Raw genomic sequence first — 15473 nt, 5'->3', positions numbered from 1 at the left:
GGGCCTCCTCAGGCTTTCTCCCCTTCCGCTGGCCATTGCCTCAGCGCCGCACACAGGGTCGGGGTGGAAACGGGTTGGCGCTCGCCGATCGGGCGGCGCGGGTGGTGGGTCAGAAGCCCGATCAGCGGAATGACGACGGCATAGGCGGCCAGCAGCGCCATACAGAGCGCGGCGCCGGTGCTCATCGTCAGATCCTGGCCCGGCCGCGCGACAGGTGGCGCTCGGGCTTGATGCGGTCGTGGTACTGGGCGAGGCGCGGCTCGCGGCGGACGGCGTCGTACTGGTCGCGCGGCAGGCGCAGCGGGCGGGCCTTGGTGAAGTTGCCCATCATCTGGGCGAAGTCAGCTTCGGCCTGACGGACGTCTTCGCTCATGGCGTCAGGCCGCCTTGCTGAAGCTGACGAAGAACGGGGCGACGTAGAAGCCGCCCGGCTCGGCGAAGGTCAGAGCGCGCGCGTTGATTAGGTCGACGAAGCGGCGCTTCTGCTCCTCGCTGAGGTGCTCAAAGTAGAACTTCTGCTGATTGGTCGCGGACTGCTGGCCGATCATGATGCACTCGCCACGCTGGATGGCGCGCTCGGCGCCGCCGGCGCTCCACGTCTTGGCGATCAGGTCGCGATGCTCCTCGGCCGCCCGGATCCAAGCCCCGCCCGGCTCGGTGTTGCCCATGCCTACCACGACCGGCTCACCCTCGTCGGCGCGCGGCAGGTCGATGTAGACCTTGTAACTCTTGTCGGTCGGGACAAGCCGCGCGCCAGACTCAGCGGCTGCCATGAAGGCGTCGGGATGCAGGCTGCCGCAGTAGGAGCAGGTCTCCTTGCCGTGGCCGTCACGGGTGTGAACGTCCCAAGTCGCGACGTGCTCGCGCTGGACCGGGAAGACGGCGTGGCGCTGCTGCGGGCAGATCGGGGCGGCCTCGGCCATCGGGATATCCTCGAAGGGGTTCGCCCGCTCACGACCGGTTACGCGTCCCTGGCTATGCAGGTTCGTGGTGCGGACGGACCGTCGGGCGGGCGAATGGGTGGTGCCGTCGAGAGGACTCGAACCTCTGGCCCCCTGCTTACGAGACAGGCGCTCTACCATCTGAGCTACGGCGGCGAATGGGCCGCCCCGCCGACCGCTAGGCCGACGAGGCTTGGAGTCCGCTGGGGATGTGGGTCGCGATGCTCAGTGATCGTGACCAGCGGCGCAGTCGGGGGAGTAACCCCAAACGAAAAACGCCCCAGCCTCGCGGCTGGAGCGTCCTTGGCGCAGAGCGCCGTGTTAACGAGAACGTATCATGAAAACGGCCAGGGTCAACAAGCCGTTTTATGCCGCGCGCCGAGCCCCGCGAGCGGCGCGCACACTGATCGTCGCCGCCTGAAGGCCGTCGCGCAGAGCGTCGCGAACCTTCGGGAATCCCCGGCGCAGAACCGTCGCGGCCTCGCGGGCGCGCATGTCCTGGCCGCAGACCCGGTCGAGAACCTCTACCTCCAGCTTGGACAGGCCGCGCCGCATCGTGGCCAGAGCCTTTCCGGCATCAACCAGGGCGGTTTGCCAGCCGTCGCCGTCGCCCTTGCCGGCATGCTCTCGATCGGGCGTCGTCAGGCCCGAGACCTTGACGTAGCAGGACCGGTAGACCTGCGCCGTGCCGTGAAGATCGGCGGCCGTCAGCTTCACCCCGTCCGCCGGCGTGAGGTAGCCCGCGTCATAGGCTTGCTCCAGGCCGCCACGGGTGAGGATCCGAATTCCGCGTTTGCCGCGCTCGACCACCTCGCCCCGCGCTTCGGCCAGGGCGACCGTCTCGTCGTTTGCGGCCTGGACCCAGGTCGAGGCCGCGGACTCGTCCATCAGTTCCTTGGCTCGCAACTCGCAGCGGCGGGCCTCGTCCTCGTGTTCCTTGATCGCCTTCTGGATCTTGCGGGAGGGGTTGGGGTTGGCGATCCGCAGGCTGTCGGCCTTCAGGCGGGCGGCGCGGACCTTGCGGTGCATGTCGAAGACAGCCTGAGGCGGCGAGCCAGTCTTCGGCGTCAGGGCGCTGGCGCGATCCAGCTCAGCGCGCTTGGCTTGGCGGCGGGCGCGAAGGTGCTCTTCGGGAAGCGAGGGACAGCGGGTGGTCATGGATGGCCTCGGCAAAGGCCGGGGTGCCCGTCGCACCCCGTCAGGCTTCCGATTCTACCGAATCCGTCGCAAGTTGCCTAATGCACAGCTGATCCTGAAGACGCCTTATGGACAAATCGGCATTGATAAGAGCGCAAAGCGATTTTGCTACAGCGCAGAGCCGATGCAGGTTGATGGCGGCGGAAACGCGCTGCCACGTAATCGAGACATATTGGTCAGAATTCCTCACGGCATTCACGAGGACGCTGAACCGATTCAATGCCGGCTCGCGGTCACCGGCAGAAAAGTATTGGTGCGGGCTAATACGCAACGCCCTTCGCACCGATCCTCTACTAGCTTACTTGAAAAATGCCCGCGACGCCGACGAGCACGGATGCAACATCATCACTGAAGAAGCGACGAGCAGCATTTCCATGCGCCAAAAGACGGGCGCCCTTCACATAAAGAATATGTTTATATCGGGAAATCTCGTTATTGCAGATGTAAACGAACCCGACAATGTCACAGTTCATCGCAAGCCACGACGCATAGTGCTCAAATCGGTTATCAATTGTGGCGTCACGTATAACGTTCCGCAAACACATAACGGCGCCGCTATTAATGTAGAAACCCCTATCGAAGCCGCCATTCTGGGACTTAATTTCCTTGAGGAAAAGATGAAGGAGGCCACTCGCTTCCCGTCGGCCTAGTTTCACAGAGAGGCCTCTTACTCTCGGCTAGCCCTCCGCTTTCTGTGCGGCGAGAGCGGCGGCAAGAATGTCCTGCGCATCGACGACGCGGGTGATCTCGTGAAGGTCTCCATTGCGGAGCGTGCGAAGGGCCTTCTTGGCCGCCTCCACCAGAGCCCCCGTAACCGGAGAGGGGGCGGGAGGGGTGGCCGTGGCGGTCAGCGACAGAACGTCCTGCAGGTCAGACAGTGGGACGTTGAGGGTCGCTGTCTCAAGCTGGCTGACCATCTCGTCGGCACGTTCCTGCGCCGACCACCCGAGGCGCTTTGCGGCCTTCTCGCACCCCGCATAACGCTCGTCAGCCAGGGCCTTGATCCGCGCCAGCGCCTCGGCCGTGACCGTAGAGGGCTGGGCGAGGGCCGCTTCGGCCAGGACGGCGGACATGATCTTGGCGACGGCGTCGGCTCGATCGCCGTAGGGGTCGCGTTGCTGGAAGAACCGATGCGCCCCCTTCGGGTAATCGTCCTCCTGAACGGCCTGTTGAAGGATCGCGTCGATCGTCTCAGGCAGATCTCCGACCGCCACCGGCTCGGCCAGCGCTACAGCCCGAGCCACGAAGAACGCCTCGATCCGATCGGCGATGGTGCGGTTAGTCTCGGCCTTACCGTGCGACAGATCGCCAGCCTCGTCGTTGAAGGCGAGGTAGAACTTTTCCGCCTTCGCCTCGTGCTCAGACTGATAGCGCCGGAACAGCGCCAGGGCGTCGGAAAGCAGCGCCTCGCGGTCGGAGGCCGGCGCTGCAGGGGCGCGGCGCTCGGCTTCCCGCACGGCGTTGATGAGGGCGGCCAGGTCGGAACTGAAGGCGACTGGCCACTGGACGTGCGCCTTGATCATCTCAAGGTCGCGATCATTGAGGGTATAGTCCTGGGTCATGCGGCCCTCGAAGTCTGCAGTTGCGGATAGTGCGCCCAGAGCGCCGCCAGGGACGTCTCTGCGCAGTGGTGGGTGATGAAGACGCCGCCCATCTCGATCCACCGGTGGCGGTGCTGAGCCCAGTCGTCGATCAGGACGTCTCCGGGGCGGGCGTGGTCGCGCTTGTCGGCCGAACGACAGGTAATGATCGGCACGCCTGGGAAGTGCTCGGCCGCCCAGGCGACCTTCTGCGCTTCGGCCCAGTTGCCGCGCGGACAGCCGGTCAGGATCGTCGGGTTGAGGTGGCGGACGCCCTCGTACAGCGCCCGTGCGTCAGCCATGACGGGCAGGTTGCGGTAGAAGTCGCCCTTGGCCTCCAGCATGCGCCAGAACACGTCCGAGCCCATCCTTGCCTCATATGCCCTCGGCGGCATCCCGAAGTAATCCAGGGCGTACGCGTCGAAATCAGCCAGGACGCCGTCGCAGTCTAGGAAGACCTGCGGCTGCGCCGGTGTGAACGCCCGCAGGGCCACATCCGCCAGTTCCAGTGCCCGTTGTCGGCCCATCGGGGTAAGGATATCCCAGCACGCGGCGTCGGTTAGGTCGCTACAGCCATGGAGGTTCGTTCGCCCCAGCTTCATGGCCAGGATTTCGCGATTGGTCGCGGTCATGCAGGCTCCTTCGGCTGTTCCGGATGGGCGACAGCCTCGCAGTAGTTGATGAGGTGGCGATGGTTCTGGAGCTTTCGGCCGATGGCCGACATGCGCTCCATATCGTCTGGGTCGAGGCGTTCGCCGTCGAAGAGCTTGAGGAGGGTCTTGGCCTCCTGAGTGTTGAGCTGGATCATGATTTTCCCCGACTGAAAGGGTGGGCTAGGGATTGGTGGGCGCGGCCTTGGCGGCCAGATGAGCGCGCATGGCGGGCGTCAGGCCGGCCTCGTCGGCGGCGCCGGCGGTGCTGGGCATGGATGGTCGACGGGCGGCTTCGCGCTTCCGACGAGCCTCGTCCTTGGCCATGAAATCACGGGCCTGACGGCGGATCCGCTCGCGCTCAGCGGCGCTCGGCTGCGGCGGCGGACGGTGGATGACGGCGCCGAAGTTGAACGGCGTCTCCAGGGCCAGCTTCGGCCGCTCGAACTCCACGGCTTGGCGGGCGCGGTCATAGGCCCTGACGGCCTTGTTTTCGGTGGAGATCGCGATCTTCCGCAGCTTCGCGGGCTTCGGCAGAAACTCGATATCCGGGTCGTGGAGGATCGCGTCCATCGCCGCTTCCAGTGCGGAGGCAGAGACGTCGGCAAGCACCTGATGGTAGTCGAGCCAGAACGACGCCCATTCTGTCTCCGAGCGCTGGGGCTGGCGGAAGGTCGAGAACTTCGACGCGATGATGACCTCGCGCTGCTTGTCCGTCGGCGGCTCGACGGCGCGGGCGCGGATCGCGGGCAGCGCCGCCTTGCATTCGGCCAACAGGGCGGGCGAAGTGGCGATCTTCTCCACGATTTCAGAAGTCGCTTTCGTCCCCACCTGCTCGGAGCCGAGCAGCGATTTCAGATCCGCGGACAGCCCGCTCAAGATTTGCTTGGTGCTGGTCGAGTTTTGCGTTGCTGGAAGGCTGGACATAGGCGGGCTCCTCCGCATGACGGGCGATTTCGGCGCGGCGCTGGACGACCAGCTGTGCGGCGCGGGTGAGGTAGGCTTGAGGGTCGTGGGTGCCCTTGACCTGGCAGCCGACGACGGCGGTCAGCATCTCCGAGGCATTGAGCTTGTTGCGGGCCAGAAGACCGCCGAAGAAGGCGCGAGCCTTGGCGTTGGTCAGGCGGCCGCGCTCCACCAGGAGCGTCGTCGCTAGATCCCAGGCGGTCTTGTTCGGGTCGTCCAACGCTGAAGAGGGTTTACCCTCTTCAGTTAGATTCCCTGTCTCTGTCCCTGTCTCTTGGGATCCTGCCAGGGTCCCGCCGGGGTCCCGATTGGCTCCCGGCGGGAGATCTTCGGGAGTGCTGGTGGGAGCGTCGTCATTCGCTGCAACCGCTTTTGCCGTAAAGGCGCGCCGCACCTTGGCGATGGTCTTGGACTTGGGGTTCAACACCTCAAGCAGGACCACGGCCACTTCCATCTCCGCGTACAGCGGCGAAGCATCAAACGCGTGTTTGTATCGCTTGGCGTTGCCAGCACCGCTCGAAATGCGCTGCGAGATCTTCTCCAGCCACGCCACCAGCGCCTGCTCGGCGACCATAGGGTGGTAGAGCCGGCCGTCGTCGCAGAGCACGAAGCCGCGCATGGCGGCGGGCTTATGCTTGCGGAACGTCTTCACGTCCCGGCCCAGACCAGCTAGCCGCGCCAGAGCGCCGTCGCTATCCGGCAGCGACCCGGCCGGCACCTGATGCCAGGCCGCGCTCCACAGCATGACGGCGTACCAGCAGGCCTCGGGATCGGACTCGCCGACTAGGTCGCTGTCGCGCAGCCGGGCCACGTGCAAGGGCATGAAAGGGAAGTCCTGCAGGTCACAATCCGCAGGGGTCAGGGGCCTACTCACGCCGCCTCCTTCAGGGCTTTCGCCGTTCGAATTTCGTGTGCTCTCGCCCCGTGCAGAACGGTGGTGTGATCCCGGCAGAAGACCTTTCCGATGCGCGGAAGGCTGTATCCGGCCTGGACCATCAGCCACATGGCGTGCTGGCGAGGGATCGAGACATCGCGGCTGCGCTCTGGGCCAGACAGAAGTTGGACCGACACGCCATAGGCTCGGCCGACACGCTTCATGATGTCGAACATGCCGTCGGGAACAGATCGAGGCCGTGGCGGCTCCGGTAGCGGGGCCGGCTCCTCCGGAGGAATCAGTTCCAGCGGGGCACGCTCAAGTGCGGCTTCGGCTAAGAGCGGCTGGAGGCCGGACAAAGGCTCGATCGGGCGCCGGGCGGCCAGCCGTCGGACGGCAACGATGAGGTGCGCCAAGAGCCCCTCGTCGGCGTGGCTTTCCTCCTCCAACATCGCAAAGTAGGACTCGGCCTCTCTAACCGCTTCGGCCATCACACGGTCACGGGCCGGCATTTCATGGGTGAGCCTCGTCGAGAAGACGCCCGGCGACGCCCCTATGAGGTCGGCGAGGTCCGGCCGCCGAATGCCGAGATTGGCCAGGCGGTCTAGGAAGGCTTTTTCCGCGCGGATCATGCGGCGTCCCCTCCGAACAGGGGGAGGTCGTCGGAGTTGGCCGCCTGCGACGTGGCGCGATGGACCTCCTGGTCACGCAGCCGCCCCTCTCCACGAAAGTAAGCGACCTTGCGTTCGATCTCAGCGACGTACTTGGCCTCGCGTTCGATCAGGATGGAGTCGAAGCCCTCGACCATGGCGGCCACACCCGTCGAGCCGCTGCCGGCGAAGGCGTCCAGCACCACGCCGCCGGGCGGCGTCACCATTCGGACCAGCCAGCGCATCAAGGCGATGGGCTTCACCGTCGGGTGTTTGGAGCCCATGCGGTCGTCAGCGTCAGCCTTGGCGCTGTAGAAGAAGCGGGCGGCCGAACCGGTGTCGCCGCGCGCTGCGTGAGCGACTGGCGGCCCCATATCACCGAGGCAGGTTTTGGTCGGGCGTCCTCGGCCGGTTGGATTGAGATCGCCCTGCTGGCCAAGCGCCTCCGGGAAGGCCGTCACGACAAGATCGCTACCGTCATGGACGACGTTGGCCGGCCAGCGGCCGCGCGCGTCACCGCCTCGCGGGCCAGGCGTTGGGGCGAAGTTGGTCGAGCCCCTCTCGCTATAGCGGCGATCGGCCGATGCCTCACCTTCGCGCTGCCCGCCACTACCGAGACCGATCCGGCAGGCGTCGATATTGAGCGCTCCGCAGCCGTGCGAGAGCACGCCGTCGAGCACCGACCCGGACAGCGGCTTGCGCGCCATGATGATGGGCTCGATCGCGGGCTTGAGGGCCGTTCCCCAGCCTTCGAAGGTTTGGCCCGAAGCCAGGGCCGACAGCGGCGGCACGTTGTGCGACTTCGGGAAGCCGGACCCGAAGATCCACGCCAGTTCGCCCCCGAACTGCGAGTCCTCGACGCAGCGCAGGAACTGCGTCCGCTGCTCATCGTCGAGCGAGGCGACGAAGTTGACGACGTGCGTGTCCGCCGCGATCAGTTCGACGATGCGGTCGCGCACCTCGAAGCCCGCAGTCTCGATCGCCATGGCGAGGTGATGCACGGCGCGGCCGGCGCCGAACGCCAGCAGATGGGCGCCAGGCTTCAGGACCCGCAGCACCTCCCGCCAGAACTCTGGGTCGAACGCCGTTTCGCCGGTGTCCCAAGCCTCGCCCATGAACCCGGCCGAGGCGCGGCGATAGACGCCGGTGGCGCCGTCGCTCTTAGCCTCGGCAGAGCCTTCCTTGCCGAACCGCTTCTGGATCGACACGAAGGCATAAGGGGGGTCCATGACGGCGGCGTCGATGCTGGCGTCAGCGATCGACTTCAGCACCTCGCGGCTGTCGCCGTGGTGGATGGTGACGGACTTCACGCCCCCTCCCCTCCGTTGTCGTTGTCGAAGAGCCGTTCAGCCTGGGCGCGCTTGGCGGCCTTGAGGCTGAACGCGGGTAGGTCGGGGCCTCGCTGGGCAGACAGGCCGGCCAGGAACCCTGTAGCCTCCACGTCGCCACGAAGCTCGACATAGCGGTCGGCGGCGCGGCCAAGCAGCAGCTCCAGGGCGCGCTGCTGGCGCGCAGGTGTCAGGGCGCCCAGCAGGCCCGTCAGGCAGGTGGCGACCATGGCGCCGAGCAGGCCGTCCTCGGCCCGCTTCTCCGCGCGCTGACGCTCGCTGTCGACCTTCCGGATCACCCGGGCTTCGTGGGAGGCGGTCATGCTGCCAGGCCCCAACCGCGCCCAAGAGCGCGCCACCGGGCGAGATCGGCCCTGGTCGCGGCGTCCTGGCCCAGGAAGATCGCGGACGCCCTCTCCTCGCCATACGCTTGGAGATAGCGGCGATGGGCTGCCTCGGCGCGCAGTTGGTGGACAGGCTCGGCGCCACGCTCATACTGCCTGCCGATCGCCGGCTCTCTAGTCGGATAGACGTAGGGCCCGCTCATTGAACCGCTTCCGGCAGGGCGGCGCGGCCTTCATCGGTCAGGGTGACGATGCCGGTGGCCCGGTCCTTCTCCAGAAGTCCGGCGATGCTGGCCTTGGAGATCAGGTCGTTGAGGCTGTCCCGGCCGATCCCGGTCCGCTCGACGAGCCGGTCCATCGAACAGGCGCCGCGGCTCAGGGCCTGGAGCAGCTTCATCCGGCGCTCGCCAAAGCGCGAAGCGCTGGCGAGTTCATGGGGCTTGACCATGGACCGACGGATGGCCTCGGCGCGTATCAGGCGGTCCGGATCGGGACCGTCATTAGGCAGGCGCACTACGCGGGCCGGCCGGCGGTCCCGGTCATTGCGGCGGAAGGAGACTTGGTTGTGGGCGGCGTCGCGGCGGACCGCGAAGGGTTGGATGACGCGGGTCATTTGGCCTCGCTGGATTGAGGTTTGGAGGCGGCGACCTCGGCGGCGAGGCGCGCATGGATTTCTCCGCGTGCCCGGGCCAGCTTCGGGCCGAATTGAGGGGCGTTGCGACCGACCGCTCTGGCGATCAGTTGCTCGCGGGTGAGGGACGGGCGCGGCCGGGTCACGGGGCGCGCTCCAGCCAGCGGATCACCAGCCCGGCGATGGCGTCGCCAAACCGGTCCAGCAGAAACCAGAGGGCGATCATGGCGGCCAGGAAGGCGGCGGCTTCGAGGATCATGCAGCCACCTGCTTGGCAGGATGGTTGCGCTCGACGTTCCGCTCCAGCAGGTCCCAGCGCTCACGAAGGCCGTGGTTCACCGAGTTGCCGACGAGGTTGTAGCGCTCCGACGAGATCGACACCTTGACGAAGGTCCGCATGCCGGGCGCGAAGTTCACCGGCGAACGGTGGATGACCTCGGGCGTCAGCTTGAGGAGGTGCTTGTCAGGATAGGTGACGATCGGTCGCGAAGCCGCGCGCTGGGCCATCACGGCCATCGCGTCGGCGCAGTCGTCCGGCAGCGAAAAACTGTCCTTGATGAACTCGGTAGGAGCTCGATCGCACCAGACATAGTTGACGTCATCGGTGCCGAACCCGTCCGAGTGCCAGCCGGGCCTGTTGCCGATGTAGTCGCCCGACACCCACAGGGTCTTGGCCGTCAGGTAGACATAGCCGGCCTCGTAGCGCGCCGGATCGTCACGGTAGACTGCGTCGAGGATAGAGCCGAACTGGCCGAGGTTTGCCGGAAGGACTTCGATCTCCGCTGGCGTGGAGATCGGGCAGTACATCCAGAACATCATCTCGACTGGCGAGATGTCGATCAGGCCGAGGTCATCGGGGAGCTTGCCGTAGATCATTGGCCAGCCCTCCAGAAGGCGGACCAGACCCAGGCCAGCAGAGCCCACATGACGGCGCAGTAGATCGCCACCGCCCAACGCAGCCGCAGACGCTCCACTCTCGTCACGGCGTCGCTGTGAACGGACCTCAGCCGAGCGCGTTTGCGGATGGCAGGTGTCTTGCCCCAGCGCTGCGCCTGGGATGAAAAAAGGTAGCGAACCGCGCCGGTCGTGGCGCCATCGCCGATGAGGATGGGGAGAACGGCGCGGTCCATGACCTAGATCTCGCCGATGGCCGACAGGTAGAGGTCGAGGATGGCATCCTCTTCCTGGCGCTTGGCGCGGTCCTTCTTGCGGAGCCTGATCACCTTCTTCAGGACGGCCGGGTCGAACCCGTTACCCTTCCCCTCCAGATAGACCTCCGCGATTTGCTGGTTGATCTCGGCCTTTTCGACCTCAAGGCGCTCGACGCGCTCGATGATCGACTTCAGCTGGCCCTGGGCCTGCTGATTGAGGACGTCGGCGTGGGGGATGGCGTCGTCAGCCATGGTCACGCCTCCACCAGTTGCGAGACGAGCGTGACGGCCTGGCCGAACGTGTTCACCCCGTCCCAGGCCTCGTCGCTGATTTCGATGTCGAACTCATCTTCGGCGGCGAGGACGATCTCGACGCTGTCGAGGCTGTCGGCGCCGAGGTCGCTGGAGAAGCTGGCCCCTTCGACGATCTTGTCGTGGGTGATGCTCAGCTGATCGGCGACGATCTTCTGGAGCCGGTCTTTGATGTCGGACATTTCTGCCCCCTCGTGATGCGCCGGCCAAAGCCCCCGGCGCGGTGGGCTTCAGTCGGCGCCGCGGAAGGCGCGCGTTTCGGTGGGCCAGCGGCCGCTCAGTCGGGCGGCGGACCGGTCTTCAGTTGCAGGTAGGCCCGCCGGAAGATGAGGACGAGCGCCCTCAACCTTGCGACGACGCTCCCTCGCTTCTTGGAGCTGGTTTTCAAGCGCTCTGACCTCTTCTTCAAGGCGAGCGACCGTCTCGTCGATCTCAGGTGCAAAGACCGCGTCGATCACTTCGCGGCCGAAGCTGCGAGCGATGGCGGCCCAGTGCCGGGAGTTCGGCCAGTGGCCGTTCAGAATGTTCTCCGCCGTCTTCGGCGTGCAGTCGATTTGGCGAGCCAGGCGCTTGGCCTGATGCTCGCCGTTGAGGGCGCCGCGCAGGAAGTGCGCGAGCCGCTCGCGAGGTTCGTAGGGTTCTGGCCCCATGAAAGTCAGGTCCGCCAATGCCATTAGGAGACGTGCTCCACGACAGGGGCGGACGTGCCTTGGAGGGCCGACGAATGGTGACGGGAGCGCAAACGGCGGCCGAACCGGCCTTCTGCAAAGCGCTGGAACTTCTTCTGACTACGGTGGAATACCGTTTGGTCGCGCTCGAGCGACCCGACTGCGCCCGCGGCCTGACGGCCTGGGCGGATCATCATCGCGCCACGGCAATGGCGCAGATGATGAAGGGGCTGGACTTCGCATCCGGCCAATGAACGAACAACGAGATCTTGAGAACGCTCCGGGCGGCAACCCGGGGCGTTTCTCGTCGTGCGCGAAAGGGGTCGGCGCGCGGGCCGGTGGGGGCCAGGAGCCCGCGCGCCAGGGTCGCCAGCTACCGCCAGCGTCGCGAAGGGATGCGCGGGGCGGCACCGCACAGCCTTCAGCGTCTGAATGGGTTGAAGCGCGCAGGTCATGGCTACGCCTCGCGCGCCACGTGAGCGACGAAACGTCGCATCGGCTTCGAAAACAACCAGCGTTCGATGACACCGTGTCGCAGCCGGTAACCATGCTTTGCGCGGGGAAAAGCTTCGCCGTTGCGATAAGAAACGGGCATGACAGACAGCCCGGTTTCCCCCGAGCCGACGCCGGAATTCCAAGCCCTCTCAATGGTCTTGGCGGCGTGGCTTTCAATGCAGACGCCGCAGGCGCGCGACGCCTTCGGCATGGCGCTGCTGCGGGTCCTGGACCATGCAGAGGCCGAGCCTCTTGGCGAGGCGGACGGCGCGCAGGCGCGCGCCTGGGTGAAGGCGCTCGTCCGAGAGATCCGGAAAACGCCCGCCGCAGCTTGACCTTGACGGTAGCCCGTGCACCACTTTCCACCTTGGGGGTAGTGCATGGCGACCGGGCTCATCAGCATCAACGCGTTGTTCGCGCGACCGCCCGCCGCCACGGCGGCGCGATCATTCAAGCTGCCCGAAACACCTCCGACAGTGACGCTGCAGGCGGCCGGCATGTGGGCAGCCGCCCGCGTCTCCTCTCGGAAATCCTCCCGCAAGGCCGTCCGACGCTGCGCGCGCAGACGTGCCCGAGAGCTGGAAATTCTGGACCTCAACGACATCTGCGCGCAGGAGGCAGCGGCGACGCTGCTGCACGAGTGCCGCGTTTGTGGGCTGTGCGCGGCGTAGGTCATGCTGCTGTCGCGCTCGGCCGCGGCACATTCGACGGCCAGTCGATGCTTTCAAGCCAGTTCGCATCAAACCAAGCCATGATCGCGTCGTACTTGCGAGCGGTGAAGGACGCGCCGCTTTCGATGCGCTCGAAAAACCGCCAATCGCCCGCGGCGATGCGGGCCACCGTCACAAGTTCGACGCCCTTGGCGGCGGCATATGCCGCAGCGCATGCGGTCAGGTGTTGCCTGAGATCAGCTTCCATGGATCGGAGGTTAGTCGGAAATCTCCGACCCCGTCAATCGGAAATTTCCGTCTCGCTCGACCGCTCTCATGGTCGGATAATTCCGACATGAAGACTCTCGATCCTCACGAAGAACTTCGCGCGCGCGTGCGTGAAGCGCTTGATCAGGCAGGCCTGGAAGCTGTCCCCACTGCCGTGGAATTAGGCAAGGGTCGTGACTTCCTCACCGACTTTCTGACTGGCCGAAAAAAGAAGCTGGACGCCGATTTCCTTGGCTTGCTCGCCGAGCGCCTGGGATATCAGAGCGCAGCTCACCTGAAGCGCGGCGAGAAAACTGCGGAATCCGGGCAGGCTAAAGCGGCCAGCAACCTCAAGGCCCTACACGACGCCAACCTTGTACACCTTGGCGGGCCGCCGCCGAAACGTGCGACCGTAACTGTCGAACCAATCCTGCGAGATCTTCGACGCCGCATCCCGGTCGCCGGAGAGGTGGCTGCGGGCGTGTGGCTGGAAACTGTGGCTAGAGAAGCGTTTGAAGTTGACGACTACCTTGCGATCGACGTCCAGGGGTATGAACAGGCTGACCTGAAGGCCTACAAGGTCGGAGGCCCCTCGATGAATGAGGTCTACCCGCCTGGCCGCTATGTGGTCGTCGCCCATCCGTCTCAAGCTGGCCTCCGCCATGGAGACCACGTCATCGTGGAGCGGATCCGAAACGGCCTGAGCGAGATCACGCTCAAGGAATTCATCCAAGAGAGCGACGGCCGTATCGCCCTTTGGCCGCGGTCATCACATCCAGACTTCCAGTCGCCCTTCTATCTGAAGGCCTCCAATGACGCCGAGCAAGAGGGCATCCAGATCATCGGCGTAGTGGTCGCCGACTACGGGCGCCGCGAGCGCCCCGCGTTGCCCTTTCGCGCAACACCGTAGGCCTGAGAGTACAGGGGGGACACCACATGGCAGATAGTGAAGAGGTCGAGGCGCTTAAGCGGCGCATCAGCGATTTGGAAGGCGCCAGGACGGCGAAAGTAGGCAACGCGGGAGCATGGGGCGCTGCGGCCGGCCTGGCCATCGTGGGCCTCATTGCTACCGGACTTCTAGCCGGACAGTGTTCTGAGAAGACGCCACCTGCAGCTCCGTCAACTGTCTCCGCCACCGCGCCCGAGAAGCCCCCTGCCCGCGGACCGGCCCATTTCTGGAGCTATCGGGAGGGTCGCGAGTACGGCTACCAAGGTGCCCTATCCGAAGAAGCGCAGGCTTCTGGCACGGCCGCGCCGCCAGTTCACATGATCCGATACTTGGGGGAGATTGGCGGCGTCCATACTGTAGCGATGGTCCGCGCGCCGGATGATGCGGTCTATGTCAGTTGCACGGACCCGTGCGAGGTCTTGAAGGTTAAGACCGTTACGCCATTCGGCACCGAAACGAGCCGCGTAAGCTACACGCCAGACAGCGTTGGAGGCGCCGCTATGCACGATGCTTTGATGGGGGAATTGGAGGTCTACGAAAAGTAGGCCCCGACCGAGTCGGAATTTATGCGTCGGAGATTTCCGATTTCCGATTGACGGTCGGAAATCTCCGACTTATGGTGACTTCATCGAAACCGATGGAGCCACCCAGTGCGCACCACCAACACCCGGACCGAACAGGACGCCCTCGCGCAGATCGACCGCGCGTTCGGCCTGAACCGCCCGCGCCGCGCCGCGCCGCCGGCCGCTACGCTCGACCAGAGCAAGGCCCCCGGCTTCAACGCCATGATGGGCGTGATCTACTCGCCCCTGGCTCGGACCGAGGCCCTGGCCGCCAGTCTTGAAGCTCAGGGCGTCGTGATCGTCCGTGAAGAAGGCGGCGTGATCCGCACCATGACCCCGGCCGAGAAGGCCGCGGCCGCCATGAAAAAGGCGGCCTGACCCATGGCCTACACCCCCTCCCTCATCGAAATCCGCGCACTCCACGTCCAGAAGGCCACCCGCCTCCGCCGGAGCGCCGAGGAATACGCCGCCAAGGGTCTGGAGGTCTTCGCCGCCTGCGATCAGGCCGAAGCCGACCGCGCCCAGGCCACCGCCAACAGCATCAGTGTCGCCATGCGCGCCGCCGCCCTGGCCGGTGCCTCGGTTCAGGCTTTCGGGAGGGCTGCGTAATGGCCCTCGACCACGGGATCCTGAACGTCCCGCTGTCCAAGCGCGGGAACATCGACGCGGAGATTGACCGCTACAAGGCCGAACAGGCCCGGTCGACGAAGGCCCGGCTGAAGGGGGCCCGCCAGCGCCACCGCGACGCCCTGGAACTGGCCAAGGCCGCCATCGCCGCCGTTTCCGACGAGCGAATGGCCGAGTTGGGCAAGCCCTACGGCCTCACCGTCAAGCAGACCCGCGCCCAATTTCTCCGCGCCGCCCAGGTGAACCCCGAACGGGTCGCCCGAGGCATGCAGCGCGATATCGCCTCCTCCGCCAACCGCACCAACATCGAGGACTGATCGATGACCATCCAGAAGCACGAAGGCAATCTGACGATCACGGCCGACAACGCCGCGCTCTACGCCAACCTCCACGAAGTGACGGGCCACCTGTCGGTCAGCGCCGACTTCCAGGCCCCGGTGCTCACCTCGGTGGGCGGCTACCTGTGGGTCAGGGCCGACTTCCAGGCCCCGGTGCTCACCTCGGTGGGCGGCTACCTGTGGGTCAGGGCCGACTTCCAGGCCCCGGTGCTCACCTCGGTGGGCGGCTACCTGTGGGTCAGGGCCGACTTCCAGGCCCCGGTGCTCACCTCGGTGGGCGGCTACCTGGACG

30 protein-coding genes and 1 tRNA gene are annotated in these 15473 nt (G+C 65.9%); 10 read left to right on the top strand and 21 right to left on the bottom strand.

Annotation, left to right across the window (positions count from 1 at the left end; translation table 11 throughout):
- Positions 1-8: 8 nt before the first annotated feature.
- The 5 genes from AC1RRS_RS08780 to AC1RRS_RS08760 all read right to left on the bottom strand — a co-directional run bounded on the left by AC1RRS_RS08780 (position 9) and on the right by AC1RRS_RS08760 (position 2099).
- Positions 9-185 (bottom strand): hypothetical protein, encoded by a 177-nt coding sequence (locus tag AC1RRS_RS08780; RefSeq protein ID WP_492854809.1) that lies wholly within the window; start codon positions 183-185, stop codon positions 9-11.
- A 2-nt stretch (positions 186-187) separates the two neighbouring features.
- The gene (locus AC1RRS_RS08775; protein ID WP_492854808.1) at positions 188-373 is read right to left on the bottom strand and encodes a hypothetical protein; all 186 of its coding nucleotides are present in this window, start codon (positions 371-373) and stop codon (positions 188-190) included.
- Positions 374-377: 4 nt separating this feature from the next.
- Positions 378-923 carry a hypothetical protein gene (locus tag AC1RRS_RS08770; RefSeq protein WP_492854807.1) on the bottom strand — a complete coding sequence of 182 codons (546 nt, stop codon included), beginning with the start codon at positions 921-923 and terminating at the stop codon, positions 378-380.
- Positions 924-1021: 98 nt separating this feature from the next.
- Positions 1022-1097 (bottom strand) — tRNA-Thr (locus tag AC1RRS_RS08765).
- Between the two features lie 210 nt (positions 1098-1307).
- Complete coding sequence (locus AC1RRS_RS08760) at positions 1308-2099, bottom strand: hypothetical protein (RefSeq protein ID WP_492854806.1); 792 nt, start codon at positions 2097-2099, stop codon at positions 1308-1310.
- A 107-nt stretch (positions 2100-2206) separates the two neighbouring features.
- Here AC1RRS_RS08760 and AC1RRS_RS08755 point away from each other — a divergent pair, with 107 nt between their 5' ends.
- Positions 2207-2788 (top strand): hypothetical protein, encoded by a 582-nt coding sequence (locus AC1RRS_RS08755; protein ID WP_492854805.1) that lies wholly within the window; start codon positions 2207-2209, stop codon positions 2786-2788.
- 27 nt (positions 2789-2815) lie between these two features.
- Here AC1RRS_RS08755 and AC1RRS_RS08750 read toward each other — a convergent pair whose 3' ends face one another.
- The 15 genes from AC1RRS_RS08750 to AC1RRS_RS08680 form a co-directional block, all read right to left on the bottom strand.
- Entirely contained in the window at positions 2816-3700 is an 885-nt protein-coding gene (locus AC1RRS_RS08750; protein WP_492854804.1) for a hypothetical protein, read from the bottom strand.
- Positions 3697-4350, bottom strand: a complete 654-nt coding sequence (locus AC1RRS_RS08745) for a 5' nucleotidase, NT5C type (RefSeq protein WP_492854803.1) — start codon at positions 4348-4350, stop codon at positions 3697-3699. The genes AC1RRS_RS08750 and AC1RRS_RS08745 overlap by 4 nt, the downstream gene beginning before the upstream one ends.
- On the bottom strand, positions 4347-4526 hold the full coding sequence (locus AC1RRS_RS08740; protein ID WP_492854802.1) for a hypothetical protein: 180 nt from the start codon (positions 4524-4526) through the stop codon (positions 4347-4349). Before AC1RRS_RS08740 ends, AC1RRS_RS08745 begins: the two co-directional genes overlap by 4 nt.
- Before the next feature lie 25 nt (positions 4527-4551).
- The gene (locus AC1RRS_RS08735) at positions 4552-5247 is read right to left on the bottom strand and encodes a hypothetical protein (RefSeq protein WP_492854801.1); all 696 of its coding nucleotides are present in this window, start codon (positions 5245-5247) and stop codon (positions 4552-4554) included.
- Positions 5177-6157 (bottom strand): hypothetical protein, encoded by a 981-nt coding sequence (locus AC1RRS_RS08730; RefSeq protein ID WP_492854800.1) that lies wholly within the window; start codon positions 6155-6157, stop codon positions 5177-5179. The genes AC1RRS_RS08735 and AC1RRS_RS08730 overlap by 71 nt, the downstream gene beginning before the upstream one ends.
- 47 nt (positions 6158-6204) lie before the next feature.
- A complete protein-coding gene (locus AC1RRS_RS08725; protein WP_492854799.1) occupies positions 6205-6840 on the bottom strand; it encodes a helix-turn-helix domain-containing protein in 636 nt (211 codons plus the stop codon).
- Positions 6837-8168 carry a DNA-methyltransferase gene (locus AC1RRS_RS08720; protein ID WP_492854798.1) on the bottom strand — a complete coding sequence of 444 codons (1332 nt, stop codon included), beginning with the start codon at positions 8166-8168 and terminating at the stop codon, positions 6837-6839. Before AC1RRS_RS08720 ends, AC1RRS_RS08725 begins: the two co-directional genes overlap by 4 nt.
- On the bottom strand, positions 8165-8509 hold the full coding sequence (locus AC1RRS_RS08715; protein WP_492854796.1) for a hypothetical protein: 345 nt from the start codon (positions 8507-8509) through the stop codon (positions 8165-8167). Before AC1RRS_RS08715 ends, AC1RRS_RS08720 begins: the two co-directional genes overlap by 4 nt.
- A 220-nt stretch (positions 8510-8729) precedes the next feature.
- Positions 8730-9143 (bottom strand): hypothetical protein, encoded by a 414-nt coding sequence (locus tag AC1RRS_RS08710; RefSeq protein WP_492854795.1) that lies wholly within the window; start codon positions 9141-9143, stop codon positions 8730-8732.
- Complete coding sequence (locus AC1RRS_RS08705) at positions 9140-9307, bottom strand: hypothetical protein (protein WP_492854794.1); 168 nt, start codon at positions 9305-9307, stop codon at positions 9140-9142. Before AC1RRS_RS08705 ends, AC1RRS_RS08710 begins: the two co-directional genes overlap by 4 nt.
- A gap of 109 nt (positions 9308-9416) precedes the next feature.
- A complete protein-coding gene (locus tag AC1RRS_RS08700; RefSeq protein WP_492854792.1) occupies positions 9417-10037 on the bottom strand; it encodes a hypothetical protein in 621 nt (206 codons plus the stop codon).
- Positions 10034-10291 carry a hypothetical protein gene (locus tag AC1RRS_RS08695; RefSeq protein ID WP_492854791.1) on the bottom strand — a complete coding sequence of 86 codons (258 nt, stop codon included), beginning with the start codon at positions 10289-10291 and terminating at the stop codon, positions 10034-10036. Before AC1RRS_RS08695 ends, AC1RRS_RS08700 begins: the two co-directional genes overlap by 4 nt.
- Before the next feature lie 3 nt (positions 10292-10294).
- Positions 10295-10564 (bottom strand): nucleoid-associated protein GapR, encoded by a 270-nt coding sequence (gene gapR, locus AC1RRS_RS08690; RefSeq protein ID WP_492854790.1) that lies wholly within the window; start codon positions 10562-10564, stop codon positions 10295-10297.
- 2 nt (positions 10565-10566) lie between these two features.
- On the bottom strand, positions 10567-10806 hold the full coding sequence (gene acpP / locus AC1RRS_RS08685) for an acyl carrier protein (RefSeq protein WP_492854789.1): 240 nt from the start codon (positions 10804-10806) through the stop codon (positions 10567-10569).
- 48 nt (positions 10807-10854) lie between these two features.
- Positions 10855-11298, bottom strand: a complete 444-nt coding sequence (locus tag AC1RRS_RS08680) for a hypothetical protein (RefSeq protein ID WP_492854788.1) — start codon at positions 11296-11298, stop codon at positions 10855-10857.
- A gap of 50 nt (positions 11299-11348) precedes the next feature.
- Between AC1RRS_RS08680 and AC1RRS_RS08675 the strand changes: the two genes are divergently transcribed.
- The 3 genes from AC1RRS_RS08675 to AC1RRS_RS08665 all read left to right on the top strand — a co-directional run bounded on the left by AC1RRS_RS08675 (position 11349) and on the right by AC1RRS_RS08665 (position 12458).
- A complete protein-coding gene (locus AC1RRS_RS08675; protein ID WP_492854787.1) occupies positions 11349-11546 on the top strand; it encodes a hypothetical protein in 198 nt (65 codons plus the stop codon).
- A 339-nt stretch (positions 11547-11885) separates the two neighbouring features.
- Positions 11886-12122 (top strand): hypothetical protein, encoded by a 237-nt coding sequence (locus tag AC1RRS_RS08670; protein ID WP_492854786.1) that lies wholly within the window; start codon positions 11886-11888, stop codon positions 12120-12122.
- A gap of 45 nt (positions 12123-12167) precedes the next feature.
- A complete protein-coding gene (locus AC1RRS_RS08665; RefSeq protein ID WP_492854785.1) occupies positions 12168-12458 on the top strand; it encodes a hypothetical protein in 291 nt (96 codons plus the stop codon).
- 1 nt (position 12459) lies between these two features.
- Here the strand turns inward: AC1RRS_RS08665 and AC1RRS_RS08660 are convergent, their stop codons facing one another.
- Positions 12460-12705, bottom strand: coding sequence for a hypothetical protein (locus AC1RRS_RS08660; RefSeq protein WP_492854784.1), 246 nt, complete (start codon positions 12703-12705; stop codon positions 12460-12462).
- A gap of 87 nt (positions 12706-12792) precedes the next feature.
- On the opposite strand from AC1RRS_RS08660, the gene AC1RRS_RS08655 reads away from it, so the two are divergent.
- From AC1RRS_RS08655 to AC1RRS_RS08630, 6 genes are all read left to right on the top strand, one after another.
- Positions 12793-13614, top strand: coding sequence for a LexA family protein (locus AC1RRS_RS08655; RefSeq protein WP_492854783.1), 822 nt, complete (start codon positions 12793-12795; stop codon positions 13612-13614).
- Between the two features lie 26 nt (positions 13615-13640).
- On the top strand, positions 13641-14198 hold the full coding sequence (locus tag AC1RRS_RS08650) for a hypothetical protein (RefSeq protein WP_492854782.1): 558 nt from the start codon (positions 13641-13643) through the stop codon (positions 14196-14198).
- Between the two features lie 105 nt (positions 14199-14303).
- Positions 14304-14594: a hypothetical protein gene (locus tag AC1RRS_RS08645; RefSeq protein ID WP_492854781.1), complete on the top strand. Its 291-nt coding sequence runs from the start codon at positions 14304-14306 to the stop codon at positions 14592-14594.
- A 3-nt stretch (positions 14595-14597) separates the two neighbouring features.
- Positions 14598-14825: a hypothetical protein gene (locus tag AC1RRS_RS08640; RefSeq protein WP_492854780.1), complete on the top strand. Its 228-nt coding sequence runs from the start codon at positions 14598-14600 to the stop codon at positions 14823-14825.
- Entirely contained in the window at positions 14825-15160 is a 336-nt protein-coding gene (locus AC1RRS_RS08635; protein ID WP_492854779.1) for a hypothetical protein, read from the top strand. Before AC1RRS_RS08640 ends, AC1RRS_RS08635 begins: the two co-directional genes overlap by 1 nt.
- A 3-nt stretch (positions 15161-15163) precedes the next feature.
- The coding region (locus tag AC1RRS_RS08630) for a hypothetical protein (RefSeq protein ID WP_492854778.1) at positions 15164-15473 on the top strand (310 nt) is incomplete at its 3' end.

This window comes from Caulobacter sp. GW821-FHT12A07, from assembly GCF_058807655.1.
This window is presented reverse-complemented; position numbering and strand designations above follow the sequence as displayed.

Coding starts and splice junctions, on each gene's coding strand:
- AC1RRS_RS08780 (WP_492854809.1), bottom strand. CDS start 185: ATGAGCACCGGCGCCGCGCTCTGTATGGCGCTGCTGGCCGCCTATGCC.
- AC1RRS_RS08775 (WP_492854808.1), bottom strand. CDS start 373: ATGAGCGAAGACGTCCGTCAGGCCGAAGCTGACTTCGCCCAGATGATG.
- AC1RRS_RS08770 (WP_492854807.1), bottom strand. CDS start 923: ATGGCCGAGGCCGCCCCGATCTGCCCGCAGCAGCGCCACGCCGTCTTC.
- AC1RRS_RS08760 (WP_492854806.1), bottom strand. CDS start 2,099: ATGACCACCCGCTGTCCCTCGCTTCCCGAAGAGCACCTTCGCGCCCGC.
- AC1RRS_RS08755 (WP_492854805.1), top strand. CDS start 2,207: ATGGACAAATCGGCATTGATAAGAGCGCAAAGCGATTTTGCTACAGCG.
- AC1RRS_RS08750 (WP_492854804.1), bottom strand. CDS start 3,700: ATGACCCAGGACTATACCCTCAATGATCGCGACCTTGAGATGATCAAG.
- AC1RRS_RS08745 (WP_492854803.1), bottom strand. CDS start 4,350: ATGACCGCGACCAATCGCGAAATCCTGGCCATGAAGCTGGGGCGAACG.
- AC1RRS_RS08740 (WP_492854802.1), bottom strand. CDS start 4,526: ATGATCCAGCTCAACACTCAGGAGGCCAAGACCCTCCTCAAGCTCTTC.
- AC1RRS_RS08730 (WP_492854800.1), bottom strand. CDS start 6,157: ATGCCCTTGCACGTGGCCCGGCTGCGCGACAGCGACCTAGTCGGCGAG.
- AC1RRS_RS08725 (WP_492854799.1), bottom strand. CDS start 6,840: ATGATCCGCGCGGAAAAAGCCTTCCTAGACCGCCTGGCCAATCTCGGC.
- AC1RRS_RS08715 (WP_492854796.1), bottom strand. CDS start 8,509: ATGACCGCCTCCCACGAAGCCCGGGTGATCCGGAAGGTCGACAGCGAG.
- AC1RRS_RS08710 (WP_492854795.1), bottom strand. CDS start 9,143: ATGACCCGCGTCATCCAACCCTTCGCGGTCCGCCGCGACGCCGCCCAC.
- AC1RRS_RS08700 (WP_492854792.1), bottom strand. CDS start 10,037: ATGATCTACGGCAAGCTCCCCGATGACCTCGGCCTGATCGACATCTCG.
- AC1RRS_RS08695 (WP_492854791.1), bottom strand. CDS start 10,291: ATGGACCGCGCCGTTCTCCCCATCCTCATCGGCGATGGCGCCACGACC.
- gapR (WP_492854790.1), bottom strand. CDS start 10,564: ATGGCTGACGACGCCATCCCCCACGCCGACGTCCTCAATCAGCAGGCC.
- acpP (WP_492854789.1), bottom strand. CDS start 10,806: ATGTCCGACATCAAAGACCGGCTCCAGAAGATCGTCGCCGATCAGCTG.
- AC1RRS_RS08680 (WP_492854788.1), bottom strand. CDS start 11,298: ATGGCATTGGCGGACCTGACTTTCATGGGGCCAGAACCCTACGAACCT.
- AC1RRS_RS08675 (WP_492854787.1), top strand. CDS start 11,349: ATGGTGACGGGAGCGCAAACGGCGGCCGAACCGGCCTTCTGCAAAGCG.
- AC1RRS_RS08670 (WP_492854786.1), top strand. CDS start 11,886: ATGACAGACAGCCCGGTTTCCCCCGAGCCGACGCCGGAATTCCAAGCC.
- AC1RRS_RS08665 (WP_492854785.1), top strand. CDS start 12,168: ATGGCGACCGGGCTCATCAGCATCAACGCGTTGTTCGCGCGACCGCCC.
- AC1RRS_RS08660 (WP_492854784.1), bottom strand. CDS start 12,705: ATGGAAGCTGATCTCAGGCAACACCTGACCGCATGCGCTGCGGCATAT.
- AC1RRS_RS08655 (WP_492854783.1), top strand. CDS start 12,793: ATGAAGACTCTCGATCCTCACGAAGAACTTCGCGCGCGCGTGCGTGAA.
- AC1RRS_RS08650 (WP_492854782.1), top strand. CDS start 13,641: ATGGCAGATAGTGAAGAGGTCGAGGCGCTTAAGCGGCGCATCAGCGAT.
- AC1RRS_RS08640 (WP_492854780.1), top strand. CDS start 14,598: ATGGCCTACACCCCCTCCCTCATCGAAATCCGCGCACTCCACGTCCAG.
- AC1RRS_RS08635 (WP_492854779.1), top strand. CDS start 14,825: ATGGCCCTCGACCACGGGATCCTGAACGTCCCGCTGTCCAAGCGCGGG.